Source organism: Microbulbifer sp. ARAS458-1 (genome assembly GCF_045348205.1).
Lineage (GTDB): Bacteria > Pseudomonadota > Gammaproteobacteria > Pseudomonadales > Cellvibrionaceae > Microbulbifer.
Window position 1 is genome coordinate 3,952,525 of record NZ_CP155838.1, and the last position, 23,193, is coordinate 3,975,717.

At 56.8% G+C, this 23,193-nt stretch carries 19 protein-coding genes; 9 read left to right on the forward strand and 10 right to left on the reverse strand.

Features of this window, described 5'->3' with window-relative positions; all coding sequences use genetic code 11:
* Positions 1–11: 11 nt before the first annotated feature.
* From AAFH99_RS16470 to AAFH99_RS16480, 3 genes are read right to left on the reverse strand one after another with little or no spacing between them, the layout of a single operon-like run.
* On the reverse strand, positions 12–449 hold the full coding sequence (locus AAFH99_RS16470) for a biopolymer transporter ExbD (protein WP_051687175.1): 438 nt from the start codon (positions 447–449) through the stop codon (positions 12–14).
* Entirely contained in the window at positions 446–1,135 is a 690-nt protein-coding gene (locus tag AAFH99_RS16475) for a MotA/TolQ/ExbB proton channel family protein (RefSeq protein ID WP_043319278.1), read from the reverse strand. The genes AAFH99_RS16470 and AAFH99_RS16475 overlap by 4 nt, the downstream gene beginning before the upstream one ends.
* 47 nt (positions 1,136–1,182) lie before the next feature.
* Positions 1,183–1,995: a TonB family protein gene (locus AAFH99_RS16480; RefSeq protein ID WP_406828283.1), complete on the reverse strand. Its 813-nt coding sequence runs from the start codon at positions 1,993–1,995 to the stop codon at positions 1,183–1,185.
* A gap of 65 nt (positions 1,996–2,060) precedes the next feature.
* Between AAFH99_RS16480 and AAFH99_RS16485 the strand changes: the two genes are divergently transcribed.
* From AAFH99_RS16485 to AAFH99_RS16500, 4 genes are all read left to right on the forward strand, one after another.
* Positions 2,061–4,238 (forward strand): TonB-dependent hemoglobin/transferrin/lactoferrin family receptor, encoded by a 2,178-nt coding sequence (locus AAFH99_RS16485; RefSeq protein WP_051687177.1) that lies wholly within the window; start codon positions 2,061–2,063, stop codon positions 4,236–4,238.
* Between the two features lie 258 nt (positions 4,239–4,496).
* Positions 4,497–5,009 (forward strand): heme utilization cystosolic carrier protein HutX, encoded by a 513-nt coding sequence (gene hutX / locus AAFH99_RS16490; RefSeq protein ID WP_231491844.1) that lies wholly within the window; start codon positions 4,497–4,499, stop codon positions 5,007–5,009.
* Positions 5,010–5,023: 14 nt separating this feature from the next.
* The gene (locus AAFH99_RS16495) at positions 5,024–5,575 is read left to right on the forward strand and encodes a HugZ family protein (protein WP_043319282.1); all 552 of its coding nucleotides are present in this window, start codon (positions 5,024–5,026) and stop codon (positions 5,573–5,575) included.
* A gap of 102 nt (positions 5,576–5,677) precedes the next feature.
* Positions 5,678–6,082, forward strand: coding sequence for a hypothetical protein (locus tag AAFH99_RS16500; RefSeq protein WP_043319284.1), 405 nt, complete (start codon positions 5,678–5,680; stop codon positions 6,080–6,082).
* Positions 6,083–6,146: 64 nt separating this feature from the next.
* Here the strand turns inward: AAFH99_RS16500 and fnr are convergent, their stop codons facing one another.
* The 4 genes from fnr to AAFH99_RS16520 form a co-directional block, all read right to left on the reverse strand.
* A complete protein-coding gene (gene fnr / locus AAFH99_RS16505; protein WP_043319286.1) occupies positions 6,147–6,872 on the reverse strand; it encodes a fumarate/nitrate reduction transcriptional regulator Fnr in 726 nt (241 codons plus the stop codon).
* A 70-nt stretch (positions 6,873–6,942) separates the two neighbouring features.
* Entirely contained in the window at positions 6,943–8,391 is a 1,449-nt protein-coding gene (hemN, locus tag AAFH99_RS16510; protein WP_406828284.1) for an oxygen-independent coproporphyrinogen III oxidase, read from the reverse strand.
* A 115-nt stretch (positions 8,392–8,506) separates the two neighbouring features.
* Positions 8,507–9,415, reverse strand: coding sequence for a 3-hydroxyisobutyrate dehydrogenase (gene mmsB / locus AAFH99_RS16515; protein ID WP_406828285.1), 909 nt, complete (start codon positions 9,413–9,415; stop codon positions 8,507–8,509).
* Between the two features lie 68 nt (positions 9,416–9,483).
* Entirely contained in the window at positions 9,484–10,593 is a 1,110-nt protein-coding gene (locus AAFH99_RS16520; protein WP_406828286.1) for an enoyl-CoA hydratase/isomerase family protein, read from the reverse strand.
* Positions 10,594–10,778: 185 nt separating this feature from the next.
* On the opposite strand from AAFH99_RS16520, the gene ettA reads away from it, so the two are divergent.
* Together ettA and AAFH99_RS16530 are read left to right on the forward strand one after the other, a co-directional pair.
* Positions 10,779–12,443 carry an energy-dependent translational throttle protein EttA gene (gene ettA / locus AAFH99_RS16525; protein ID WP_043319293.1) on the forward strand — a complete coding sequence of 555 codons (1,665 nt, stop codon included), beginning with the start codon at positions 10,779–10,781 and terminating at the stop codon, positions 12,441–12,443.
* A 134-nt stretch (positions 12,444–12,577) separates the two neighbouring features.
* Positions 12,578–14,434 (forward strand): ATP-binding protein, encoded by a 1,857-nt coding sequence (locus AAFH99_RS16530; RefSeq protein ID WP_406828287.1) that lies wholly within the window; start codon positions 12,578–12,580, stop codon positions 14,432–14,434.
* A gap of 13 nt (positions 14,435–14,447) precedes the next feature.
* Here the strand turns inward: AAFH99_RS16530 and AAFH99_RS16535 are convergent, their stop codons facing one another.
* Together AAFH99_RS16535 and katG are read right to left on the reverse strand one after the other, a co-directional pair.
* Positions 14,448–16,139: a diguanylate cyclase gene (locus AAFH99_RS16535; protein ID WP_406828288.1), complete on the reverse strand. Its 1,692-nt coding sequence runs from the start codon at positions 16,137–16,139 to the stop codon at positions 14,448–14,450.
* Between the two features lie 301 nt (positions 16,140–16,440).
* A complete protein-coding gene (gene katG, locus AAFH99_RS16540) occupies positions 16,441–18,657 on the reverse strand; it encodes a catalase/peroxidase HPI (protein ID WP_043319296.1) in 2,217 nt (738 codons plus the stop codon).
* A 216-nt stretch (positions 18,658–18,873) separates the two neighbouring features.
* On the opposite strand from katG, the gene AAFH99_RS16545 reads away from it, so the two are divergent.
* Complete coding sequence (locus tag AAFH99_RS16545; protein WP_043319298.1) at positions 18,874–19,350, forward strand: NYN domain-containing protein; 477 nt, start codon at positions 18,874–18,876, stop codon at positions 19,348–19,350.
* 87 nt (positions 19,351–19,437) lie between these two features.
* Here the strand turns inward: AAFH99_RS16545 and AAFH99_RS16550 are convergent, their stop codons facing one another.
* Entirely contained in the window at positions 19,438–21,153 is a 1,716-nt protein-coding gene (locus AAFH99_RS16550) for a diguanylate cyclase (protein WP_406828289.1), read from the reverse strand.
* A 223-nt stretch (positions 21,154–21,376) separates the two neighbouring features.
* Between AAFH99_RS16550 and AAFH99_RS16555 the strand changes: the two genes are divergently transcribed.
* Complete coding sequence (locus AAFH99_RS16555; RefSeq protein WP_043319300.1) at positions 21,377–22,186, forward strand: MOSC domain-containing protein; 810 nt, start codon at positions 21,377–21,379, stop codon at positions 22,184–22,186.
* Positions 22,183–23,082 (forward strand): FadR/GntR family transcriptional regulator, encoded by a 900-nt coding sequence (locus AAFH99_RS16560; protein ID WP_406828290.1) that lies wholly within the window; start codon positions 22,183–22,185, stop codon positions 23,080–23,082. Before AAFH99_RS16555 ends, AAFH99_RS16560 begins: the two co-directional genes overlap by 4 nt.
* The last annotated feature ends 111 nt before the right edge of the window (positions 23,083–23,193 follow it).

Sequence of the window (23,193 nt, forward strand, 5' to 3'; positions counted from 1 at the left end):
AGTTTTCAGTTTCAGGGCACTACCGCAGGGGGCTGCATGGCAATTTCCGCGACGTCCACCCCCTGCTTCTGCAGCAGCGCGAATAAATCCAGCATACGTTGGACCGGCACATTGCGATCCGAGGCCAGAGCTACCGGCCGCGCAGGCTCTGCGGCCAGAGCGGCGAGTAACGCCTGTTCAAACTCCGTCTGATTACTGTAGCCGCGATCTCCGATACCCCACAGATTCGGCCCGTGGTTGGTAAGGGAAACCGTAATGGGATCAGCGGGCAATATGGCCGTCGTATACTCACTGGCGGGTAGATCCATGGGTAATGACGACAGCCGCACATTGGCGGTGAGTAACAAAAACACCAATACGATAAAGATAATATCCAGCAGCGGAGTCAGGTCTGGTGTCAGATTGGCTAGGGAGTACTCCCGCCTGTCTGGCGGATTGATATTGATCACTGCGCCGGCACCGCAAGACGGTCCGCCTCACGTACGCAGGCGTCAGGTGTGTTGCAGCATGGATCCAGACCTTCCAGCCACAGGTTGCCGCGATTGAACAGGTGTTCGAGGTCGGCCACCACGCGGTCGCTCCAGATCGCCAGCAAGTGCGCGCCGGCAATGGCCGGCAGCGCGACCATCAGGCCCGCGGCCGTAGTACTCAGTGCCATTCCCAACCCGTCCGCCAATAGCGCCGGGGTAACTGGATCGCTGCTGCCGGCGAGACCGGCAAACATACCGATCAATCCCAACACCGTGCCCAGCAGCCCCATCAACGGGCTGACAATCCCGATCACCATCAACAGACGCAGGCCGCTGTGTAACTGTCGGCGCTGATCCTGCAGCCACACTGCGGCAATTTCTTCACGCTGGGGCCTCTCCGCCTGCCGATGCTTTAGTAGCAGCGCTATAGCGCGGCTGGCCAGTGCCTGCTCCCGTTCGCACTGGCCGCTCAATGCATCCAGCTCGTGAGCACCGGCGCATTGCAAGCGCCGGAAAGAACTACTGATTCCCCGATGGCCGGTGGTCAGCAGGAACCACAGGCGCTCGCCGAGCAGCGCCAACGCTACCGCGGACACCACCAATAAAGGCCAGCCCATGGGGCCAAGCTGAAGGAAAAGTTCTCGCCAGGTTTGATGCTCGAACATATCGCTCTCGTTCTTTATTACGACATTACGACGTTTGCCATTAAGACTTACAAAGAAAACCGAATGGGCAATTGCACGCGCGACAGTCGCGCCTGACCATTTTCCCGGTAGGGCAGGAACCGCCACCCCGCTACCGCCTTCAGTGCGGCTTCGTCCAGGCTGTCTACGCCGGAAGACCGCAACAGGCGTCGCACCACTTGCGCGCCGTTGTGATCCAGCTGTACTTCCACCACCACCGTACCCTGCTGACGGCGCTGCCGCGCCAGTTCCGGATAGACCGGCGCGCCGGGCGGGCTGGCAAAGGCCGGGCGCTCTACGAGTACCGGTTCTTCGCTGACACTCTGCAACTTTGCCGGGGCCGGTGCGCTGGATGACTGGCTTAGCGCGGGCTCGGCAATGCCCCCCTTAACCGACGAGGGCTTGGGTGGCTCAACCAACTCTGGCTTTTCCGTGTCTGCCTCTTCCGCCTCGACTTTTTTTTCTAACGGATTCTTTTTAGCCGGTTTCACTGGGGGCCTGGAGAGCTCAGGCGCTTCTGGCAGTGGTTGCTCGACGACTTTCTCCGATCGTGCCACTGCCCTCTCCGGCGCAGCCGCAGAGGCGAGCTTTACCTGCCCCAGCTTCAGTGCCACTACCCCCGAGGGCGCCTGTAATTCCCGTACCGGCGCAGCCCAGAGCAGCCATCCATGCAGCATGAAGGACAGGGCCATCATTGTGACCATGCGCCATTTCACGGTGATACCCCGCACTTTCTGTCCACCTGCCCCGCAACTCCCGATGCCCTGTATTTGCGCTTCCGGTTTGCCGATAAGATTGAAGGCGTCCCGCCCCTCACCGGTACAGATGTCCCGATTGAACACCCGGCAGCGCGAAGGCTACCAACTCGCCAAAAAAACATCAAACGATAATTGTTTGCATTTACAATATGATTTACCAGGAATATGATGCGGCGCATCCGTACCAGTTGGCAACAGCGACATACCGCCACAACGGTAATCACCAGGGAATGAAAAAAGGGGACACCACCATGGGCCAATTCAAGAGTTTGCAATTAAATCCACTTGCCGCAGTACTACTGGCACTCTGCTCGGGGACCGCCGCGGCACAGACAACCGCCACTAATAGCGAAGAGCCGATAATCCGGTTTGGCGAGATACTGGTCGCCGCAGACCGTAACCCCGCAGCACGGGAGAAAGACGCCAGTACGGTAGCGATTGAGCGCACCCAACTGGAAGAACAGCAACCGGAATCCATTGCCCAGGCCCTGAAATACGAGCCCAATATCGAAGTGATCGGCGGCCCTCGTTACTCCAACCAGGCTCCGAATATCCGCGGTCTGTCCGGCGTGCGTGTACTACAAACCATCGACGGTGCCCGCCAGAACTTCAATTCCGGCCACCGCGGCACCTACCAGCTGGATCCGGAACTGCTGAAACAGGTAGAAGTGAAGAAAGGCCCCGCCTCCAGCCTGTGGGGCTCCGGCGCCATCGGCGGTGTGGTGGCCATGTCCACCAAGAGCTCTGCGGACCTGCTGAAAAGCAGCGACACCCTGGGCGGCTATCTGAAACAGGAACTGGGCAGCAACGGTGATTCCACCGAAACCACCGCCGCCGTCTACGGCCTGGCTGGTGATTTCGATTATCTGGTAAACGGCTCCGTATCCGAGCATGACAACGTGGAAATCGGCAGTGGCGAAGAGCTGGAAAACAGCGCCAGTGAAAACACCGCCCTGCTTGCTCGCGGCGGCTTCAAGATCAGCGACAACCAGCGCATCGACCTGTCCTTCCGCCACAACAACCGCGAAGAAGGCGTACCCTCCAACCCCAATACCAACGTTGGTACCAGCTCCCCGCTGGTTGAGCGCGACATTACCGATCAGAACGTCACTGCAAATTACTGGGTACAGGCACTGGAAGGCAAACACACCTCCAAGCTCACCCTCTATCGCAACGACACCCAGTTCGACGAATTCCGCCCCACCCAGGGTGAGGATGGGCAGAACGACAACACCGAAGTCACCACCACCGGCCTCGCGTTGACCAATTCCACCAACTGGGCCACCGAAGGCCTCGACGCCCAGTGGGTTTACGGCCTCGACTGGTACCAGGATGACGTCACCACCGTGCGCGACGGCGACAACCGTCCCGAAAACCTGAATGCCGACACAAACGTCCTCGGCCTCTATGCTCAGGCCGCCTTCACCTTCGGTGACCTATTCACCCTGACCCCGGGCGTGCGCTACGACCGCTTCGAAGCCGAAAGCCAGCAGCTGAGCGAATCCGCCCGCGAAGACACCGCCGTCTCCCCATCCATCGCCGCCTCCGTCAAAGCCACCGACTGGCTGAACCTGAGCGCCAGCTACGCCAAAGCTTTCCGCGCACCGGGCGTGGAGGAGATGTACACCCAGGGCACTCACTACGCCTACGGCGACTTCAGCTTCATGGGTATGGGCTTTCTCGCCAACACGTTTATCCCCAATCCGGACCTGGAGTCTGAAGAAGCCGCCAACACCGAGCTGCGCGCCGACTTCGCCTTCAGCGGCCTCGCCACCGAAAACGACCAGCTGACCGCCAGTGCATCTGTGTTCCGCAATAAAGTGGACAACTTTATCGAGCAGGTAGTGATCAACCCGCACCCGGTTTTCGGTTTCCCGATGAATACGACGTATCTGAACGTGGACGAAGCGGAACTGAAGGGTTTTGAACTGAGCACCAACTATCTGGTGAACGACCTGGCGGTGGGCGTAAGCTACGGTCAGACCGAAGGTAAAGACCTGTCCGACGACAGTTATCTGAGCAGTATTCCCGCGGACAAGTTCGTGCTGGATGTAGGCCACTACTTCCTGCAGCGCGACCTGAAAGCAGGCCTGCGCACCTCTGTAGTTTCTGCCCAGGACCAACTGCCGGAAGAAGTGACCAACGAGTACAACAGCTACACCCTGGCCGATGCCTATGTAACCTGGGAACCGGCCGCTGGCAGCCTGAACGGTATCAAGCTGGGCCTGGCCCTGGATAACCTCACGGACGAAGAGTACCGAGTAGCCTTCCAGGAACTGTATATGCCAGGCCGCAACATTAAACTGTCTGCCAGCTACCGTTTCTGATCGAAACAGTCAAAATCGAAATCCACCACAAACGAGCGACCTCCGGGGAACTTACTTGGCAAACGATTGCCGCTAGGTTGTTTGACTAGTAAGTACCCCGAAGGCCGCGGCTCGCGGAGTCGACAGCTCCGTAGCCCGCCGAATCAGTGGTGGCCACCGCGCAAACAACCTCATCGGCAATCGTTTACGCAATGGCCACCACTGACTCGGCTATATGTGTGGTAGCGGATTAAAACGGATTATCTATTGGTATTGCTTATGCAAGACAAAGTACAGGAACTGCTTGCCAGTGAATCTGGCTTTACTCTGGAGCAAATGGCGAAACAGCTTGATACCAGCGTGCGCGAGATTATTGCCAACCTGCCGACCGAAATGGCATCCCTCGCCGGCAGCGACGCCGTCTGGCAACTGATTGAAGAACTGCCCACCTGGGGCAAAGTCACCGCCATCGTTCAGAACGAAGGCTCCGTGTTTGAATTTAAAGGCGAGTTTCCCAAAGGCAGCATCGCCCACGGCTACTACAACTTCATGCACCACAAAAACCCCTTCCACGGCCACCTGCTGGTCGAAGCGCTGGCCGAAGTCGCCTTTGTCAGCAAACCCCACCGCGGGTCCGAAAGTCACTCCATGGTCTTTCTCGCCCCCAGCGGCAACTGTGTATTCAAAGTATTCCTGGGCCGGGATGCCGAGCGCAAACTCATTCCAGAGCAGGTCGAGCGATTCAAACAATTAAAACAGCAACTGGCAGGCGCCAGTGCTGCACATTCCTGAGGGGAGATTCGGACATGACCGAACACAACGAACAACAAGCAGCGCAGAAAACCAGTGACGGCGCCGACCTGGTGGCCGAAGTTCGCGACTTTATTGCCACCCGCAAACTGCTGAACCTTGCCAGCCTCGCCGCAGACGGCCAGCCCCACGCCAGCACCGCGCCCTTTCTGGCCGCCGATGGCAATTTCTACCTGTACATCTCCGATCTGTCCGAGCACTGTGCCAACCTCAAGGCCAACAGCAAGGCGTCGGTGATATTCAATGCCGACGAAGCGGACACCAAACAGGCCTTCGCCCGCCTGCGTGTCACCTTCAATGTGGTAGCCAGTATTGTCGGCCGCGGTGAGGAACTGTGGTTGCAACGTATCGAGCAGCTACGGGAAAAATTTGGCCCGGTAATGGATCATCTGAAAGATCTGGAAGATTTCCATCTGTTCGAACTGAAACCCAGCGCCGGCCGCTACGTGAAAGGTTTCGGTCAGGCGTACGCACTGGAAGGTCTGGAAAAGCAGGTTGCCCTGCATCTGAAGGATGGCCACAAGGAGAAGAACAGCGACGCGGCCTGACCCGGCTTGCCGGCGAGGGTTGAAGTAGCGCAACAAAACTGCAACGCTATTGCAATCGTCGTTTGTTACTTTTTAGTAACAAGTAACTAAAGAGTAATAATTATGACTTCTCGAAAAGGCTTCCTGCTTCCGCTGTTGCTTCTTGCCGGATGCGCGACAAATCAGGCTCCGCAGCCTCTGACCGCGACAGGTCTGCTGGTTGAGGAAAACGGCAAGTTCTATCTGATGGGCTCGGAAGAACGCTATCACCTGAATTCGGTTCCACAGCTGGATTACGAAAAGTACCTCGGCCGGGAGTTGATCGTTCAGGGGGAAATACCCCGCTACTGTCACCAGGCCTGGGAGGATTCCCTGGTAAAAGTGCACGGTGGCGCAGAGATGGTGGATTTAAACAGAGTTGACTGGTCCGAATGTCTGGAGGCCGACAAGGTCAGCCTGATAACCGCCGATGGTGCCCACCTGGTCTATGACTGGGAAGAGATCGAGCTGGAAGATTACTACTTCTGATCATCAGTGGTGGCCGGTCCGTGATAGCTCTCGTCTGTACCCCTGCCATAGGGGTACAGACAAACTAGCCCTCGTAACTACAGTGTGTTCCCGCCAGTTCACTAAGGGCAATAAGATCCTTTATCGACACCGACCGTCCCTGCACACTGATCAGCTGCTGTTTTTGAAAACGGCTGATCAGGCGGCTGACCGTTTCCGCGGTGAGACCGAGGTAGTTGGCAATATCCATACGCGACATGGAGAGCACAAACTCGCTGGCGGAATAACCGCGGCGGGAATAGCGGCTGGATATATTGATCAATAGAGCCGCCAGCCGACTTTCCGCCGAGCGCTTGCCCAAAAGCAGCAGGGCTTCATTTTCCTGTTTCAGTTCCTCGGAAAAAATGCTGTATATCTGCTTCTGCAAGGCGGGCACTTGCTGCGCAAGTCCTTCCAGCTGCGTAAACGGCAGTACGCACACACTACTTTCTTCCAGCGCTTCAGCATACCCAGGGTGAATACTGCCGCTGTAAGCATCGAGCCCCAGCAGTTCGCCCGGTAACGCAAAGTGCGTAACCTGTACATCGCCTCCGGCGCCAATGACCGCGGACTTGAAACTGCCCGAGCGAATGGCGTAAAGGTTGGTAAAAGGGTCTCCCGCGCGGAACAAAGTCTCCCCGGCTTTGATGATTTTTTTCTTGCGGGTCACCTGCTCCAGGCGCTCGATATCCCCATCGCTCAGCCCCATGGGCAGGCACAGGCGTCGAACGGAACAGTTGCCACAACTGACGGCTGAAGAAGTCTCTTTCATCTCGTTACCGGGACTTTATATTTTATGGACAGGCACCAATGCCTGCATGAATTGTATCCCCAGCATGCTGTCAAAGCACCCGCGAGTATCGGGCGTGTTGGTCCGGGCGATGCAGATAAGTATCAAATGCAGCGGCCGCATTGCGCAAAAACCAGCGCCCGCGTTCGGTGACGTAGAGGTCACGGTTATTTAATCCCAGCAGCCCGTCGGCAAACATCGGCTGTAACCGCGCCAGTTCCACGGCAAAAGCATGCTCAAATGGCTGCCCGGTTCTGGCCTGGATGTCCGATCGGCTCACTCGCAGATGGCACATCAACTCCATGATCAACCACTGGCGGAGTCGATCGTCATCACTGAGATTCCAACCTCGAGCGATGGCCTCTCCACGCTCTTGGATAGCCGCCGCATATTCCTTGTTACTGTGATGGTTCTGCCAGTAGCCATCGCGGCTGTAACTGATCGCCGACGCTCCCAGCCCCACCAGAGCATCCGCCGGCATCAGCGTATACCCCTGAAAATTCCGCGCCAGCCGCTTCTCTTCTGCGGCCCTGGCAAGCGCATCATCGGGTCGCGCAAAGTGATCCATCCCCAGAAAGACGTAGCCGGCCCCAGTCAAGCGCTGGCTGGCCGCGAGTTGCATGGCTATCTTATGCGACGGCGGCGGCATTAAATCCGAGTTGATCAGGCGTTGCGCCTTAAACCGGTCCGGCAAATGCGCGTAGTGATACAGCGCAATACGGTCTGGCGCCAGGTCCAGTACCGTATCCAGTGTTTTATCGAGGCTTGCCACATCCTGCCCGGGTAAACCGTAAATCAGGTCATAGGAAATGGACCCAAATCCGCACTGGCGGGCCGCTTCGGTCAGAAGGCGCACCTGTTCCGGACTGCAGATGCGGTTGATTGCGCGCTGCACGCTCGGATTGAAATCCTGAATTCCGAGACTCAGGCGGTTGAATCCAAGCTCTCTCAACGTCTCCAACGTTTCGCACTCCAGCACCCGCGGGTCCGCCTCGATGCTGTATTCCACTTGATCACCACTGCGCAAATCGAATACGTCCCCCAAACCGAACATCAGGCGGCGCAGGTCACCGTCGTTCAGAAAGGTTGGTGTACCGCCACCCAGATGCAACTGCACAACCGGCGCACGCGCCACACGTGTGCGATACCACTCGGCTTCACGCAGCACATGGTCGAGATAACTCGAGGCGAGACCGTACTGCTGAGTGATGACTTTGTTGCACGCGCAGAAATAACACAGGGACCGACAGAACGGGATGTGTACATACAGCGACAGCGCCTGTACAGAATTCAGCGCATCCCAGGGTTGTGTGCCGCTATCGTTTGCGCACAGCGCACGGAACCGGTCTGCGGTCGGGTAAGAGGTATAGCGCGGACAGGGGCCAGCATAGCGCTCGAGCAACCCGGTGTTGAGGACCGCTGCCGGACTCCCCTCCTGGTTACCCGTGAGGTCGCTCGACCTGCCCGAGTGGGGCATTGTAGAACCGTCTGCATCGGCCATCTGGAAATACCTCTGATCCGTTTTTTCTCTGGAAATTGGATCAGCGTACGTTACGCAGTAGCGGGCCCTGGTACTTGATCCAAATCAATCCCCAGGAAATTCCCCGCTGCTTTTATCAGTCTCCCGCTGGCCGACGGAACAGGTTCTGAATGGAGGAAAAATCCAGAGCGCGATTGATGGGATCGCCACCGTGAAGTTGATAGAGGTTCTTCGCCAGGGCACCCAAGGGCGTAGACGAGGCACTACCCGCCGCGGTATCCATGGCCAGCCCCAGATCTTTCAGCATCAACGCCACGGAAAAACCACCCTGATACTCCCGCGAAGCAGGCACATTGTCCATCACGCCGGGATAGGGGTTGTACTTCTCCAGCGACCAGTTGCCACCGGAACTGGCGCCCATGATTTCCGACAGCACCGCCGGGTCCAGACCGTTATCCACCCCCAGCTGCAGAGCTTCAGCGGTACCGATCATATGAATGGCGAGCAGCATGTTGTTGCAGATTTTCGCCACCTGCCCGGAGCCTGCGGGCCCCGCGTGAAAGATATTCGCCCCCATGGCTTCCAGCACCGGCCGCGCCCGCTCGATGGACCTTTCATCACCACCGCACATAAAAGAAAGCGTACCGGCAGTGGCCGCTGCGGTGCCACCGGATACCGGCGCATCCAGTGCATCAATACCGCGCTCGCCGGCAGCGGCGATCAGTTGGCGGGCATCGTTGGCGGCGATAGTGGAGCAATCGATCAGCAGGGTCTTGGCATCCATCGCCTGCAACAGGCCGTGTACTCCGAGATATAAAGAGCGCACCGCCTCACCACTCGGCAGCATGGACACCACCGCATCGGCACCTTCGATTGCCGCGTGCGCGCTGTCTGCTTTCGCACAACCGTTTTCTACCGCGCTTTCCAGCATCGGTGCCGACAGATCAAACGCAGTTACCCTGAAACCTTGCTTTACCAGGTTCGCCGCCATGGGACCGCCCATATTGCCGAGGCCGATAAAGGCGATGTTTTTGATTGGGTACATGTTTCCCTCTCCATTTATTTATTATTTTTCTAGTTTAGCTCGTGGATGCGCTGCGCTTATCCACCGATTTACTCAAGGTTCGCCAGTGGATTCTCTCCTTCCCAAGGCTCGACAAAACAAGCCTCAACCTGCTCCGCGGTAACCTCATCTATCTGCGCGGGCTGCCACTGCGGGTTGCGATCCTTATCGATCAACAGCGCGCGCACGCCCTCTTTTACCTGGCCATTGCTGCACATATTCATTGCCAGCGCCAGTTCCATCTGCAGCACCTGCGCCAGAGACATATGCCGGGCCCGGCGCAGTTGTTCCCACACGATCCACGCGGTAAGCGGGCAGCCTGCTTTCAGGGTTTTGGCGGCACGCTGCAGCCAGGGATCTTCCCCGCTGTAGCCGACGATATCCCGGTACACCTCCGGCAGCGTCGCTGCATCCGTGAGCTGCTGGATCACATCGTAGTGTTCGCGCAGATTCGGCGCCGGGTGATCCGCCGCGCCCAATTCCAGGGACTGCACCGCGCGGCTGACCCGGGCGTGGTCCTGCTGATCCCCCCCAGCAAATTCCAGCACCGCCAGTTTGTCGATCAACGCCTGTTTCGCATCACTCGGCAACAGGCGGTCCGCCATGCCGCAATACAGCGCATCGGTGCCGTTGAACTGGGCACCGGTGAGGCCGAGAAACAGACCAGTGCGGCCGGGCATCCGGTTCAGAAACCAGCTGCCGCCCACGTCCGGAAACAGGCCAATGGTGATTTCCGGCATTGCCATGCGGGTGGACTCGGTAACGATGCGGTGACTGGCACCACTCATAATGCCGATACCACCACCCATCACGATGCCATTGCCCCACACCACGATCGGTTTGGAGTAAGTATGAATGCGGTAGTCGAGCCGGTACTCGTGGGTAAAAAAGTCCTGCACAAATCGGCTCGCACCCTGCTCACCGTAGCTGCCGGACTCCCGGTGCAACGCCACCACATCGCCACCGGCGCACAATGCCTTCTCCCCTGCCCCATCGATCCAGATACAGCCAACACTCTCATCCTGCTCCCAGGCATCGAGCTGGGCGGCGAGAATATCGATCATATCGAGATTCAGGGCATTGAGTGCTTTGGGCAGATTCAGCGTCAATTTACCAAGCGCGCCCTGGCGCTCAACGAGTACGGGTGATTCCTGGGTCATAATGGTTCCCAACTGTTTTACTTGGAATAAAGTTAAACATAGTTGGGGTGATGGTGGCATTACCCGGGGCTTCCCCGAAAGGTGACCTTACCGGCGATTAAAAAAGCACCACTAAGCGCAGGTTGAAGTTTTCCAACAAACTGATAACTTGCGCGCAAATTCTGACCGACTGGATTAGAGCTCTAATGGCTGAATACGTATACACAATGAACCGCGTGGGCAAGGTTGTTCCGCCCAAGCGTGAGATTCTGAAAGATATTTCCCTGTCCTTCTTCCCCGGCGCCAAAATCGGCGTACTGGGCCTGAACGGCGCCGGCAAATCCACCCTGCTGCGCATCATGGCCGGGGTCGATCAGGACTATAACGGTGAAGCCCGCGCCATGCCCGGCATCAACGTCGGCTACCTGCCCCAGGAACCGCAACTGGACCCATCCAAAAACGTGCGCGGCAACGTCGAAGACGGCATGCGCGAAGCCATCGACGCCCTCGCCGGCCTGGAACAGGTCTACGCCGACTACGCAGAACCCGACGCCGACTTCGACGCCCTGGCCAAGAAACAACAGCAGTTCGAAGACGTGATCCAGGCCTGGGATGCCCACAACCTGGAGCATCGCCTGGAAGTGGCCGCCGACGCTCTGCGCCTGCCGCCCTGGGACGCCGACGTGAACAACCTGTCCGGTGGTGAGAAACGCCGTGTGGCCCTGTGCCGTCTGCTTCTGTCGCGCCCGGACATGCTGCTGCTGGACGAACCCACCAACCACCTGGACGCGGAATCCGTGTACTGGCTGGAGCGCTTCCTGCACGACTTCGAAGGCACCGTGGTGGCCATTACCCACGACCGCTACTTCCTCGACAATGTCGCCGGCTGGATTCTGGAACTGGACCGCGGCCACGGCATTCCCTGGGAAGGCAACTACACCACCTGGCTGGAACAGAAAGAGAAGCGCCTGGAGCAGGAGCAGAAAGGTGAGCAGGCCCGCGCCAAGGCCATGCAGAAAGAACTGGAGTGGGCCCGTCAGAACCCGAAAGGCCGCCAGTCCAAAAACAAGGCCCGTCTGTCCCGCCTGGAAGAAATGCAGTCCCAGGAATTCCAGGCCCGCAACGAGACCAACGAGATCTACATTCCACCGGGCGAGCGCCTGGGTGACAATGTGATCGAGCTGGTCAACGTGAGTAAATCCTTCGGCGACCGCGTACTGATCGACAACCTGTCGTTCCGTGTGCCCAAGGGCGCCATCGTCGGCATCGTTGGCGGTAACGGCGCGGGTAAGTCCACCCTGTTCCGTATGATCAACGGTACCGAAAAGCCGGACTCCGGTGAAATCAAGATCGGGGAAACCGTACAGATTGCCAGTGTCGACCAGAGCCGCGAAAACCTGGATGACAACAAGACCGTGTGGGAAGCCGTGTCCGACGGACACGATATGCTCAAGATCAACAACTACGAAGTTGGGTCGCGCAATTACATCGGCCGCTTCAACTTCAAGGGTTCCGATCAGCAGAAACGCGTGGGCGAACTGTCCGGTGGTGAACGCGGCCGTCTGCACCTGGCCTACACCCTGAAGCAGGGCGCCAACGTGCTGCTGCTGGACGAACCGTCCAACGATCTGGACATCGAAACCCTGCGCGCACTGGAAGAAGCCCTGCTGAGCTTCCCCGGTTGCGCCATGGTGATCTCGCACGACCGCTGGTTCCTGGACCGGGTGGCCACCCACATTCTGGCCTACGAAGGCGACAGCAATGTGGTGTTCTTTGAGGGCAACTACACCGAGTACCACGAGGACTTCGTGGCCCGCAATGGTGAGAATGCCACACCGCATCGGATGCAGTACAAGAAACTGAAGACCTGAGCCATCCCCAGGTGGCAGAATTAAAGCCCGCACCCGCGGGCTTTTTTATTGGCGCGTAACCAGATTGCAATATTGCCGGTATTCACTGAATTGCGTAATGTGGTGAAAAAAACAATCCCGATCAATACCGGCCTATGAATAACTCCACAGGTGTCCAACGTCCCTCAGGGCACAAATTGCTTCCTATTGCGGTGCTCACGGCAACGTTGATCGGCATCAGTGAGTGGGCGGTGGATACCTGGGTTCCACAGCGTAGCGCCCCTCTCGGTCTGACCGTTCGAATCGTTTTCGTCACTCTCCTTCTGGTCACCCTCTGGCATTATCTGCTGCGCCGACAGCGCAAGCTCAACCGGCAACTGACGGAGTTGCTGCAGCATCAGAAAAAGCTGAATGCACGCTATCAGCGGGAACTGCTGGAGCGGGAAGCCACCGAGTTGGCGCTTTCCGATCAACTGCACTTTCTGCAGGTTCTTACAGACGCCATTCCTGCGCCAATTTTCTACAAGGATGCCAAGGGGATCTACACCGGCTGCAACCGGGCGTTTGAGGAGTTTCTCGGTAAACCCCGCAGCGAAATTATTGGCCGCTCCGTATTTGGTGTGTCCCCCGGCCCCCAGGCCAAGATCTATCACGAAAAGGACCTCGAATTGATGCACCAGCGCGGCCATCAGGTGTATGAATCCCAGGTGGTTTACGCGGACGGCACACTGCACGATGTGGTCTTCAACAAAGGGGCCTACACACTGGAAGATGGTCGCGTTGGGGGATTGATCGGCGTCATTCTGGATATTACCGAGCGCAAAAAACTGGAGCGCGATCTGCTGGCGGCAAAGGAAAAGGCGGAATTTTTCAGCCGTTCGAAAACCCGCTTCCTGACCAATATGAGTCATGAGATCCGCACCCCACTCAACGCCATCGTCGGGTTCAGTCAGGTGCTGCAAAGCCGTAGTGCAGGCGTTGAATTACCCCGGGATTTTCACTCCTTTCTGGAAAAAATCGCCATCAGCGGTCAGCGACTGGCGGAACTGGTCAACGATGTGCTGGATATTTCCCGCATTGAAGCGGGCAAGATCGAGGCGGTCAATGAAGACTTTCCTCTGCAGCGGCTACTGCAGTGTATTCTGGTTTCCTGCGAGCCCGAGGCTATACGCCAGGGAGTGCGTATCCACTGCGATATCGATCCGACGCTGCCAGAATACATCCAGTGCGACCGGGGGAAACTCTCCCAGATCCTGATCAACTTGATCGCCAATGCGGTGAAGTTCTCACCCGCCAACAGTACCGTCGAGCTCCGTCTGAAAAATCACAACAACGCGCAACTGGTGATCGAGGTAAGGGACCGCGGCATTGGTATTGCGCCAGAGCAGCAGGCGATTATTTTTGAGCCCTTCGAGCAGGTGGACAAATCTCACCTGGGGCAAACACGGGGTAGCGGCCTCGGCCTGCCCATCACCCGCAGCCTGGTAGAACTGCTCGGCGGAAATATCAGCCTTACCAGTGATGGTAGTTCCGGCACCAGTTTCAAGGTCGAATTACCGTTGCAAGAAGGTAACCCCGCTCCAGCGGAGGTAATCACAGGAGATTCACGTTCAACGGAACTTGTCGGCCGGCAAGTGCTCGTGTTTGAAGACAACCCGTTAAACCAGGCACTGATGCAGGCGTTTTGTGACGATGTCGGGCTCTGCGCCACCTTTGTGGCGGATGGTCGAGAGGGAATTGAGAAGGCCCGGGTATTGCAACCGGATCTGATCTTTATGGATGTGCAACTACCTGGCCTCAGCGGTATCGAGGCAACCAGACAGATTCGGGAGGATCCGGAAATAGGCGATACCCCGATCATCGGACTCTCGGCGGCGGCGTTTAGTGACCAGCAGAATATGGCCATGGAAGCGGGCATGAATGCCTACCTGACAAAACCAATCGCATTCCCACAGCTCATCGCCACGATCAAGAGTCATGTCACACGGCTCAATCGGGTGACCTCCGACTAAGCCCGCGGTTCATTCAATGCACTTCGACTAAAGGCCCGGCCTGCTGAGGTAAAGGCTCGCTATCTCCACTCATCACAACCTGGTTTCGCCCTCCTTCTTTAGCCAGATACAAGGCGCTGTCCGCCGCCTCAAACAACTGTATGGGGGATTGATAATTACCCTTCTCGTAACTCGCCACCCCGATACTGACACTCAGGGGAACACCATCGCAGTTCATTTTCCCTACAGTATCCAAAAGTCGCCCGGCGATTCTGTTAGCGGTCTGTTTATCACAGCCGGGTAACAGTACCGCGAATTCCTCACCACCATACCGACACGCAACCGCCGGCTTTCGTACCAGCTTGCTTGCCAGTTGCCCGACAGCCCGCAATGCCTCATCGCCCCGCGCGTGCCCGAGTTGATCATTGATGGCCTTGAAGTGGTCGAGATCCAGTACGACCAAGGCGAGTGGTGTTTCCTGACGTGCAGCCAGTGAAAACTCTTTGGCAAGCAGCTCATCGAAATGGCGTCGATTGAACAGCCCGGTCAACTGATCCGTATGCCCCTGGCGCTGGATTTCACCAACCCGTGCACCCAGGGCAAGGGACAATAAGACCATCTCGATCAATGCTCCCACCTGAAAAGCGTTGTGGGTAACGGCATTGTGGGGCAACAGGCCGAACGTCTTGAAAATGTACATGACCACCGTCCACATCAAGGTGATCCAGGCAATCAGAAAGTACCGCGCAGAAACGGAGCCACGCCAGACACTGACGGCTCCCACCGACAGTGATGTCAATGAAACGATCAGGGCGGCGACCGAGAAGATCTCTGTCATGGTTGCATAGTCACCGAGGGGCGCAAGCACCGTCAGAGCAATGGTCCCATAACGCAACAGGCCGCAGAACTTATCCACCTGTGGCGCCAGCTGTTTTACGTTGCAGATCAGGCGCGCAAACTGAATGGCGAACGTCAGGGTCAAGCCGAGGGCAAGTAACAGCGCGCGATTTGCCAGCCAAGGGTATTCGGGCCAGATAAACTGAAAGGTAAAGCCGTTCAATACCGCAAAAAACAGGCCGCAGCAGATGCTGTACCCCATATAGTAGGCGTAGGCGGGGTCTCGCAGAGCCAGGAATAAAAACAGGTTGTACAGCACTAACACCAGAAACCCGCCGTAATATATCCCGTACAGCAGTTGCTCAAGGCCCAGGCGTGGCAGGTATGCCTGCTGACTGCTCACCGATAGCCCGATGTTGATGCTACCGGCAGAAGCAAAACGAAGATAAAAGGTCTGCTGGCTGTGCGCGGGCAAAGTGACGGGAAATACGTAATCCCGCAATGCCAGCGGACGGCTGGTAAAAGGCTGGTGATCTCCGGTGCGTATATGGTGCCAATCACCATTGCCAGTCGGTGCCCAGAAATCCAGATGATCCATCAAGGGGTAATCCTGGCGGATGACCAGGGGTAGGTCATTTTCGCTGGAATTCTTTAAGGTAAAGGCAACCCAGTAGGCTGCATCGCTGAAGCCGAAGTTGGCGGCGCTTCGATCGAGTGGGGTTAATCTGTCGGCAAGTGCTGCGGCGTTCAGGGAATCCGCCGGCAGTACATGTTTCCGGTCCACATACAGCTGTATATAGGGAGTAAGAGAGAGCGGAGGTTGGTCGGGAGCGACCTCAAGGATTTCCGCGCGGGCGAGAAGTGGCGCGGCAAGCCACATTGTGCACATTAGTATTGCGCGGGTACAGCACAGGAGAGCACCGATCAGTTTCATCCGAAAACCTAACCCAGTGAAATCAAATCTTCCGCAGCAGCCCACACTTTTCATTATTGTGCCTTGCCACCAGCTCTGCTACGCCTGCTGAACAGGTTCAGAAATACTATCACAACCTTCCTGCAGGCCTGCAAAATGACAGCGCAGCCATTTAATATGCATCGAAAAAGGGCAGCCGATGGCTGCCCTTGTCAATTGCCACGTCCTGATTGTGGCGATACGCTATCCGTGCAGATTCACCCTGTGAGGGTCTGGGTTACTTGAGATCGAAGCGGTCAAGTGTCATTACCTTGGTCCACGCTTGAACGAAATCATTGACAAACTTTTCGTCGTTGTCATTGGTTGCGTACATTTCAGCGACCGCCCGCAGTTCGGAGTTGGACCCGAAAATCAGATCCACCGGGGTGGCAGTCCACTTGAGTTCGCCGGTGCTGCGATCCTTACCCTCGTACAGCCCCTTCTCGCGGTCAGACTTGGACCATTTGGTGTCCATGCTCAGCAGATTCACGAAAAAGTCGTTGCTGAGGGTGCCCGGCTTGTCGGTAAACACACCGTGCTTACTGCCGTTGTAGTTGGCCCCCAGGGTACGCATACCACCGACCAGAACGGTCATCTCCGGCACGCTCAGGTCCAGCAGGTTGGCGTTATCGATCAGCATATCCACCGGCGCAAGGTGCGCTTCCTCGCTGTAGTAGTTACGGAAACCGTCTGCCTTGCGCTCCAGATAGCCGAAGGACTGAACATCGGTCATTTCCTGGGTGGCATCGTTGCGGCCCGGCTTGAACGGTACGCGCACCTCATAGCCAGCCTGCTTCGCCGCCTGCTCGATCGCCGCCGCTCCTGCAAGCACGATCATGTCTGCCATTGAGATCTTTTTGCCGCCGCGTGCCTTGCGGTTAAAGTCCTGTTGAATAGCCTCCAACCCAGTCAAAACCTTATCCAGTTCCTGTGGGTTGTTTACCGCCCAATCCTTCTGCGGAGCAAGGCGAATACGCGCACCGTTGGCGCCACCACGCATGTCGGTAATACGGAAAGAAGATGCGGATGCCCAGGCAGTGCGTACCAGCTCTGGAACCGTGAGACCACTATCCAGTACTTGCGCTTTCAGGCGCTGAACATCACGATCGTCCACCAGCTTGAAATCCACTTCCGGGATCGGGTCCTGCCAGCTCAGAACTTCCGCCGGCACCTCATCTCCCAGATAGCGCGCACGCGGACCCAAGTCGCGGTGAGTGAGCTTGAACCAGGCTTTGGCAAAGGCCTGCTGGAACTCATCCGGATTCTTGTGGAAACGCTCGGCAATCTCTTTGTACTTCGGATCAAAACGCATCGAGAGATCCGTGGTAAACATCATTGGCGCATGTCGTTTGCCGTCGACGTGTGCATCGGGGACAAATTTCACCTGTTCCGCATTTTCAGGTTCCCACTGGGTGTGGCCCGCCGGGCTCTTGGTTTTCACCCATTCAAATCCGAACAGGTTGTCGAGAAACTGGGAGCTCCAGGCGATCGGGTTTGCTGACCAGGCACCCTCCAATCCTGAGGTCACCGTGTCTTCCGAGTGGCCCTTGCCACATTTATTTTCCCAGCCGAACCCCTGCTGCTCGATAGGCGCATCACCGGGCGCCGCACCAATACACTTCTCCGGCTTGTGCGCACCGTGCGCCTTGCCGAAGGTATGCCCCCCGGCAATCAGAGCCACGGTTTCTTCATCACTCATGGCCATGCGGGCAAAGGTATCGCGAATACGGTGACCCGCAGCAACCGGGTCTGGATTACCGTTGGGGCCTTCCGGGTTGACGTAGATAAGCCCCATGTGGTCTGCCGCCAATGGCTTCTCCAGCTTGCCCCCATCAAAGCGCTTGTCATTGCCCAACCACTCGCGCTCAGAACCCCAATAGACAACATCGGCTTCCCAATCGTCCTCACGGCCACCGGCGTAACCAAACGTCTCGAAACCCATGGATTCCAGGGACACATTGCCGGCCAGCACCATCAGGTCGGCCCAGGAAATAGCGTTGCCATATTTCTGCTTTACCGGCCACAGCAGACGACGAGCCTTATCCAGGCTGACGTTGTCGGGCCAACTATTCAGCGGTTCAAACCGCTGCTGACCACCGCCGGCACCACCGCGACCATCGTACACACGGTAGGTCCCGGCACTGTGCCAGGCCATACGAATGAAGAAAGGGCCATAGTGACCGTAGTCGGCCGGCCACCAGTCCTGAGATGTGGTGAGCACCTGCTCGATGTCTTTCTTGACAGCATCGAGATCCAGCTTGCTGAACGCTTCCGCGTAGTCGAAGTCGGCGCCCATGGGGTTCGACTTTTCCGCATTCATTCGCAGAGGTTGCAGGTCAATGCGGTTGGGCCACCAGTCCTGGTTGGACATCGGCTCGCCAGAAGGTGCTGCGTTCGCGTTGACAGAGAGGGCAGTCGACAGGGCGACGGCCAGTGAAAGGGATTTCTTGAGCATTGGATTGCGTTCCTTACGGCATAATCTATCGGACAACTGAATCCTATAGACCCACACAATCACCTTGAAATTGGATGTTATTATTGCCCCAATAAACAACAGCAATTAAAGCCACTCCACTTATAGTCCACGGATATCAACGCGATAGCCTCTAACAATTTCCTTGCAAAAGAATCAGAATGCTCCATTTCTCCAAACCGGTACGGTGCCACAGGCATGCAAAAAGTCGCGATCTTTGTTGATGTCCAGAATGTGTATTACACCGCGCGCCAGGCATTTCAACGCAACTTTGATTACAACGCATTCTGGGCCCAGGCTACCGAGGGGCGGGAGGTGATCTACGCCGCCGCCTACGCTATCGACCGTGGAGATAAAAAGCAGCGGGAATTCCAGAATATTCTCAGAGCCATCGGCTTCGAGGTGAAACTGAAACCTTTTATCCAGCGCTCCGATGGTTCCGCCAAAGGTGACTGGGATGTGGGAATCACCATCGATGCACTGGAGCGGAGCGCCGCAGCCGATGTGATCGTACTGGTTTCCGGGGATGGGGACTTTGACCTGCTGGTGGAGACGTTACGAACCGGGCGCGGAAAAACTGTGGAGGTATACGGCGTTGCCCCGCAAACATCGACATCCCTCATCAGCGCGGCCAATCAGTTTTTTCCGATTGGGGAACGCCTCCTGTTGCGCTGACGCTTGCCGGTAATGAGAGATGGCCCGCTTGTACAATCAAGCGACACAGGCACTGAACAGGAACGACACCGGACTAAACGCCCCGACCTAAGAAGTCGCCGCGACAAAAGCCGGTTGCGTTGCCCCGTTTTCCGGGTTGAGTGGCGCCAGTTCCACACGATTGCGGCCCGCATGCTTTGCACGATACAAAGCGCCGTCTGCGGCCTCAAACAACTGAATGGCGGACGCGTAGTTGTCTTGCTCGCTGGCCGCTACGCCAATACTCACGGTCAGTGAAATATCCTTCAGGTTGAGGCCCGCTACTGACTGGCGCAAACGCTCCGCTACTTCCACCGCCTGCTCCCGGTTCGTGCGCGGCAAGAGGATAGCAAACTCTTCACCGCCGTAACGACAGGCCACCACCGGCTTCCGCACCTGCTTTCTGATCAACTGCCCTACCGCGGCGAGAGCGGCATCACCCCGCACATGCCCTAAACGGTCATTAATCATCTTGAAGTGATCCAGGTCGATAATCAGAAGAGCCAATGAGGTGCCGTTACGCACGGTGAATGCAAATTCTTTGGGTAATTGTTCGTCGAAGTAGCGGCGATTGAACAGCGTGGTTAATTGATCGGTATAACCGTGCCGCTGAATCTCGCCGACTCTCGCACCCAGGGCGAGAGAGAGCAATACCATCTCAACCAGTGCGCCTACCTGAAACGCGTTGTGGGTAATACTGTTGTGCGGCAGCAGGCCGAATGTTTTCAGCATATATACAACCACGCTGACCAGTAACGCTGCCCATCCCACAAGAAAATACCGCGCGGGCACCGAACCCCGCAGCAGACTGACTACCCCCATCACCATAAACAGGATTGAAAGCACTAGGGTCAGAATCGCCAATGTCAGAATCATGGGGCCGTAGCTGACAAACGGCGATATGGCAGTCAACGGAAAAAGGGCGTACAGCAAAACGCGCGCGAGAACATCAGTGCGCGGAGCCAGTCGCGGGCCCGCGCACACGGTGCGCACAAACTGGATACCGAAAATCAGGGTAAGACCAAGCAGAGCCACCAGGCTCTGGTTAGCCAGCCACGGATTTCCCGGCCATAGGTACTGATAGGAAACCCCATTGTGCACCCCAAAATAAAGCCCGTAGCAGATGGCATACCCCATATAAAAAGCATAAGCGCGATCACGTACCGCCAAAAATAGAAACAGGTTGTAAACAACCAGTACCAGGAATCCACCGTAATAGATCCCAAGCAATAACTGCTCTTTCGCAAGCTGTGGCAGAAAGGTGGTTTCACTGCTGATACTGAGCCCGATATTCATCGAACCCGCCGTCTGATAGCGAAAATAGAAGGTCTGGGTGGTGTTGGCCGGCACAGTGACGGGAAATACGAAATCCCGCAGATTTACCGGACGGGAGTCAAACTTGCGGCGATCACCGGTTGCGGTATGTGACCAGTCGCCGTTGCCGGCCGGCTGCCAGAAATCCAGGTGGTCGATGAGTGGATAATCCTGGCGGAATATCAGCCCGAGCGGCGACGCGGTAGGATTGCGTAAGGTGACCGCCACCCAGTAAGCAGCATCGCTGAACCCGAAGTTGTTTCCATCCCCGTCAATGCTCTGCCACTGCCCGGAGAACTGCGGCCCCACAACCTCAGGAAATGTCAGGCTGCGCTGCGTATCAACCAGTATGCGAAGGTGCGGAGCAAGTGCCTGGAGCGGTTGCTCACTGCCGACAACGAGCGGTTTTCCCCAGCCACAAACTGAGGCACAAACCAGTGCTACCCCCCAGATCCACCTCGCCAAAGACATCGCCGTCTCGACTCCCGTTTATTCTTCTCGTATATGACAGGGGATACTACCACCTTTTTCTCTGATCACACTGGACCGCTCACTGCGCCAGACGGGCGGTGCAGCGCGAGTGGGCACTTTCGGATAGGACTTGGTGGCCGCCGCTTGTACCATTACGCCGGCAAGATAAAGCAGGCAAGTTACTGCCCATCGAAAGCTCGCTTCCCCTAACCTGGAGCCCACTGTGGAAATATCCGCGCTCTACCATTTTCCCGTCAAATCCTTACAGGGACACAAGACCAAGTCTCTTCCTCTGGACAACTTTGGCGCAGTGAACGATCGCCGCTGGATGCTGGTCGATGCCGACAACCAGTTCGTCACTCAGCGCCGCACCCGCGCCATGGCCCAATTAAAGGCAACGGTCACCACCAAGGGCCTACTGCTGGAAAACATGCACGGAGAACGTTTTGAAGTCGATCATCCTGGCTCAAATGCCGAACGCTGTAGGGTGACCGTATGGAATGATGATGTCGTCGCAAGGGATGCGGGCGCGGACGCCGCTCGGTGGCTGAGTGAGCAATTACAGTCACCTGTGCGTTTGGTGACCATGGGAGAGGAGTTCCGGCGGCCACTGGAGGTTCCTCGCCAGGACCGCCAGGTGGGCTTTGCGGATGCGGCGCCTTTACTGGTTATCAGCCAGGCGTCGCTTGACGATCTCAACAGTCGCCTGGCTGAGCCTGTATCCATGCTGCGTTTTCGCCCCAATCTGGTGGTAAGTGGTTGCGAGCCTTTTGCCGAAGATCACTGGAAAACACTGACCGTTCATACCCATGATGGACCACTGGTATTCGATTGCACTCACCCCTGCGCCCGCTGCGCCATTCCCGGGTTACACCCGTTCACTGGCCGCGCCCAGAAAGAACCGCTGCGCACACTGGCCAGTTACCGACGCGGGGAAGACGGGCAGATTTACTTCGGCATGAACCTGGCACCAGCATTTTCCGACCAGCCCATGGCGACCATACACTTGGGCGATCGGGTGGAGGTGCGTTGACCGCGCACTTCTTCCCATTCATACCGAGGCAGAGCTATTGTTCGATGAGCACGACCAAGGATTCTGGAGTACATCCGTGTTCAACCCCAGAACCGCAATGCCGTAATCGCACACTTGAGTTTCTTACGCCCGAGATTGTCTATACAATCTTCGCCCATATCCCGACCAGATACGAGCGACCGATGACCGCGCAATTCCAGCTGATTACCGAGACCAGCCGCAGCCTGAACATTCAGATTGCCAGGGAAATCGCGCAAAAAATCCTTTCCGGTGACCTTCCCCAGGGTGAGATCATTCCTGGTGAAGTGTACCTTTGTACCCAGTTTGGCGTGAGTCGCACTGTACTACGGGAGGCGATAAAACTGCTCAAATCCAAGGGCATGCTGGAATCGAAGCCCAAAGTGGGGACCCGGGTATGTAACGAGACCCAGTGGAATTTCCTCGATGCGCAGCTACTTGAATGGCTCGCAGACATAGAAACTACAGAAAATGTGTACCACCAGTTTCTGGAACTACGGCGATCTATTGAGCCTCAGGCAACTGCGCTCGCGGCAATTCGCGCGACCCCTGAGCACCGCGCAGAATTAACAGCAGTCTTCCGGCAGATGGATACGATTGCACAGCGCTTTGACCAAACCCTCTGGACCGAGGTCGACACCCAATTCCACCGAATTATTTTTCTCGCCACCGGAAACAGTTTTTTTATCCCCTTCGGCAATGTGATGGCTGCTATGCTGAAGTGGTTTATTCAATTTTCATCCAAGGAGGGCGGTGTGTGTATCGAGGAGCACCGTCAGATTTACGAAGCGATTATGGCTGGCGATGCAGAAAAAGCGCGGCAATCCAGCATCTCACTAATGGAAAGCCACAAACACCGCCTTGGTAATAATGAATAATCCCCCCGGGGGCCCCAAAAAAAAGCCGGCGTACGCCCACTGCTGTCCCACAGTTTGACAGTCATGAGACCAGCCTCATTTGAGGCTGGTCTTTTTGATTGGGTGGCGGGC

Bases quoted from the DNA above. Each gene is read 5' to 3' on its own strand.
- katG (WP_043319296.1), bottom strand. From the start codon at position 18,657: ATGCTCAAGAAATCCCTTTCACTGGCCGTCGCCCTGTCGACTGCCCTC.
- AAFH99_RS16500 (WP_043319284.1), top strand. From the start codon at position 5,678: ATGACTTCTCGAAAAGGCTTCCTGCTTCCGCTGTTGCTTCTTGCCGGA.
- AAFH99_RS16535 (WP_406828288.1), bottom strand. From the start codon at position 16,139: ATGTGCACAATGTGGCTTGCCGCGCCACTTCTCGCCCGCGCGGAAATC.
- AAFH99_RS16520 (WP_406828286.1), bottom strand. From the start codon at position 10,593: ATGACCCAGGAATCACCCGTACTCGTTGAGCGCCAGGGCGCGCTTGGT.
- AAFH99_RS16495 (WP_043319282.1), top strand. From the start codon at position 5,024: ATGACCGAACACAACGAACAACAAGCAGCGCAGAAAACCAGTGACGGC.
- mmsB (WP_406828285.1), bottom strand. From the start codon at position 9,415: ATGTACCCAATCAAAAACATCGCCTTTATCGGCCTCGGCAATATGGGC.
- hutX (WP_231491844.1), top strand. From the start codon at position 4,497: ATGCAAGACAAAGTACAGGAACTGCTTGCCAGTGAATCTGGCTTTACT.
- AAFH99_RS16485 (WP_051687177.1), top strand. From the start codon at position 2,061: ATGATTTACCAGGAATATGATGCGGCGCATCCGTACCAGTTGGCAACA.
- hemN (WP_406828284.1), bottom strand. From the start codon at position 8,391: ATGGCCGATGCAGACGGTTCTACAATGCCCCACTCGGGCAGGTCGAGC.
- fnr (WP_043319286.1), bottom strand. From the start codon at position 6,872: ATGAAAGAGACTTCTTCAGCCGTCAGTTGTGGCAACTGTTCCGTTCGA.
- AAFH99_RS16545 (WP_043319298.1), top strand. From the start codon at position 18,874: ATGCAAAAAGTCGCGATCTTTGTTGATGTCCAGAATGTGTATTACACC.
- AAFH99_RS16550 (WP_406828289.1), bottom strand. From the start codon at position 21,153: ATGTCTTTGGCGAGGTGGATCTGGGGGGTAGCACTGGTTTGTGCCTCA.
- AAFH99_RS16530 (WP_406828287.1), top strand. From the start codon at position 12,578: ATGAATAACTCCACAGGTGTCCAACGTCCCTCAGGGCACAAATTGCTT.
- ettA (WP_043319293.1), top strand. From the start codon at position 10,779: ATGGCTGAATACGTATACACAATGAACCGCGTGGGCAAGGTTGTTCCG.
- AAFH99_RS16475 (WP_043319278.1), bottom strand. From the start codon at position 1,135: ATGTTCGAGCATCAAACCTGGCGAGAACTTTTCCTTCAGCTTGGCCCC.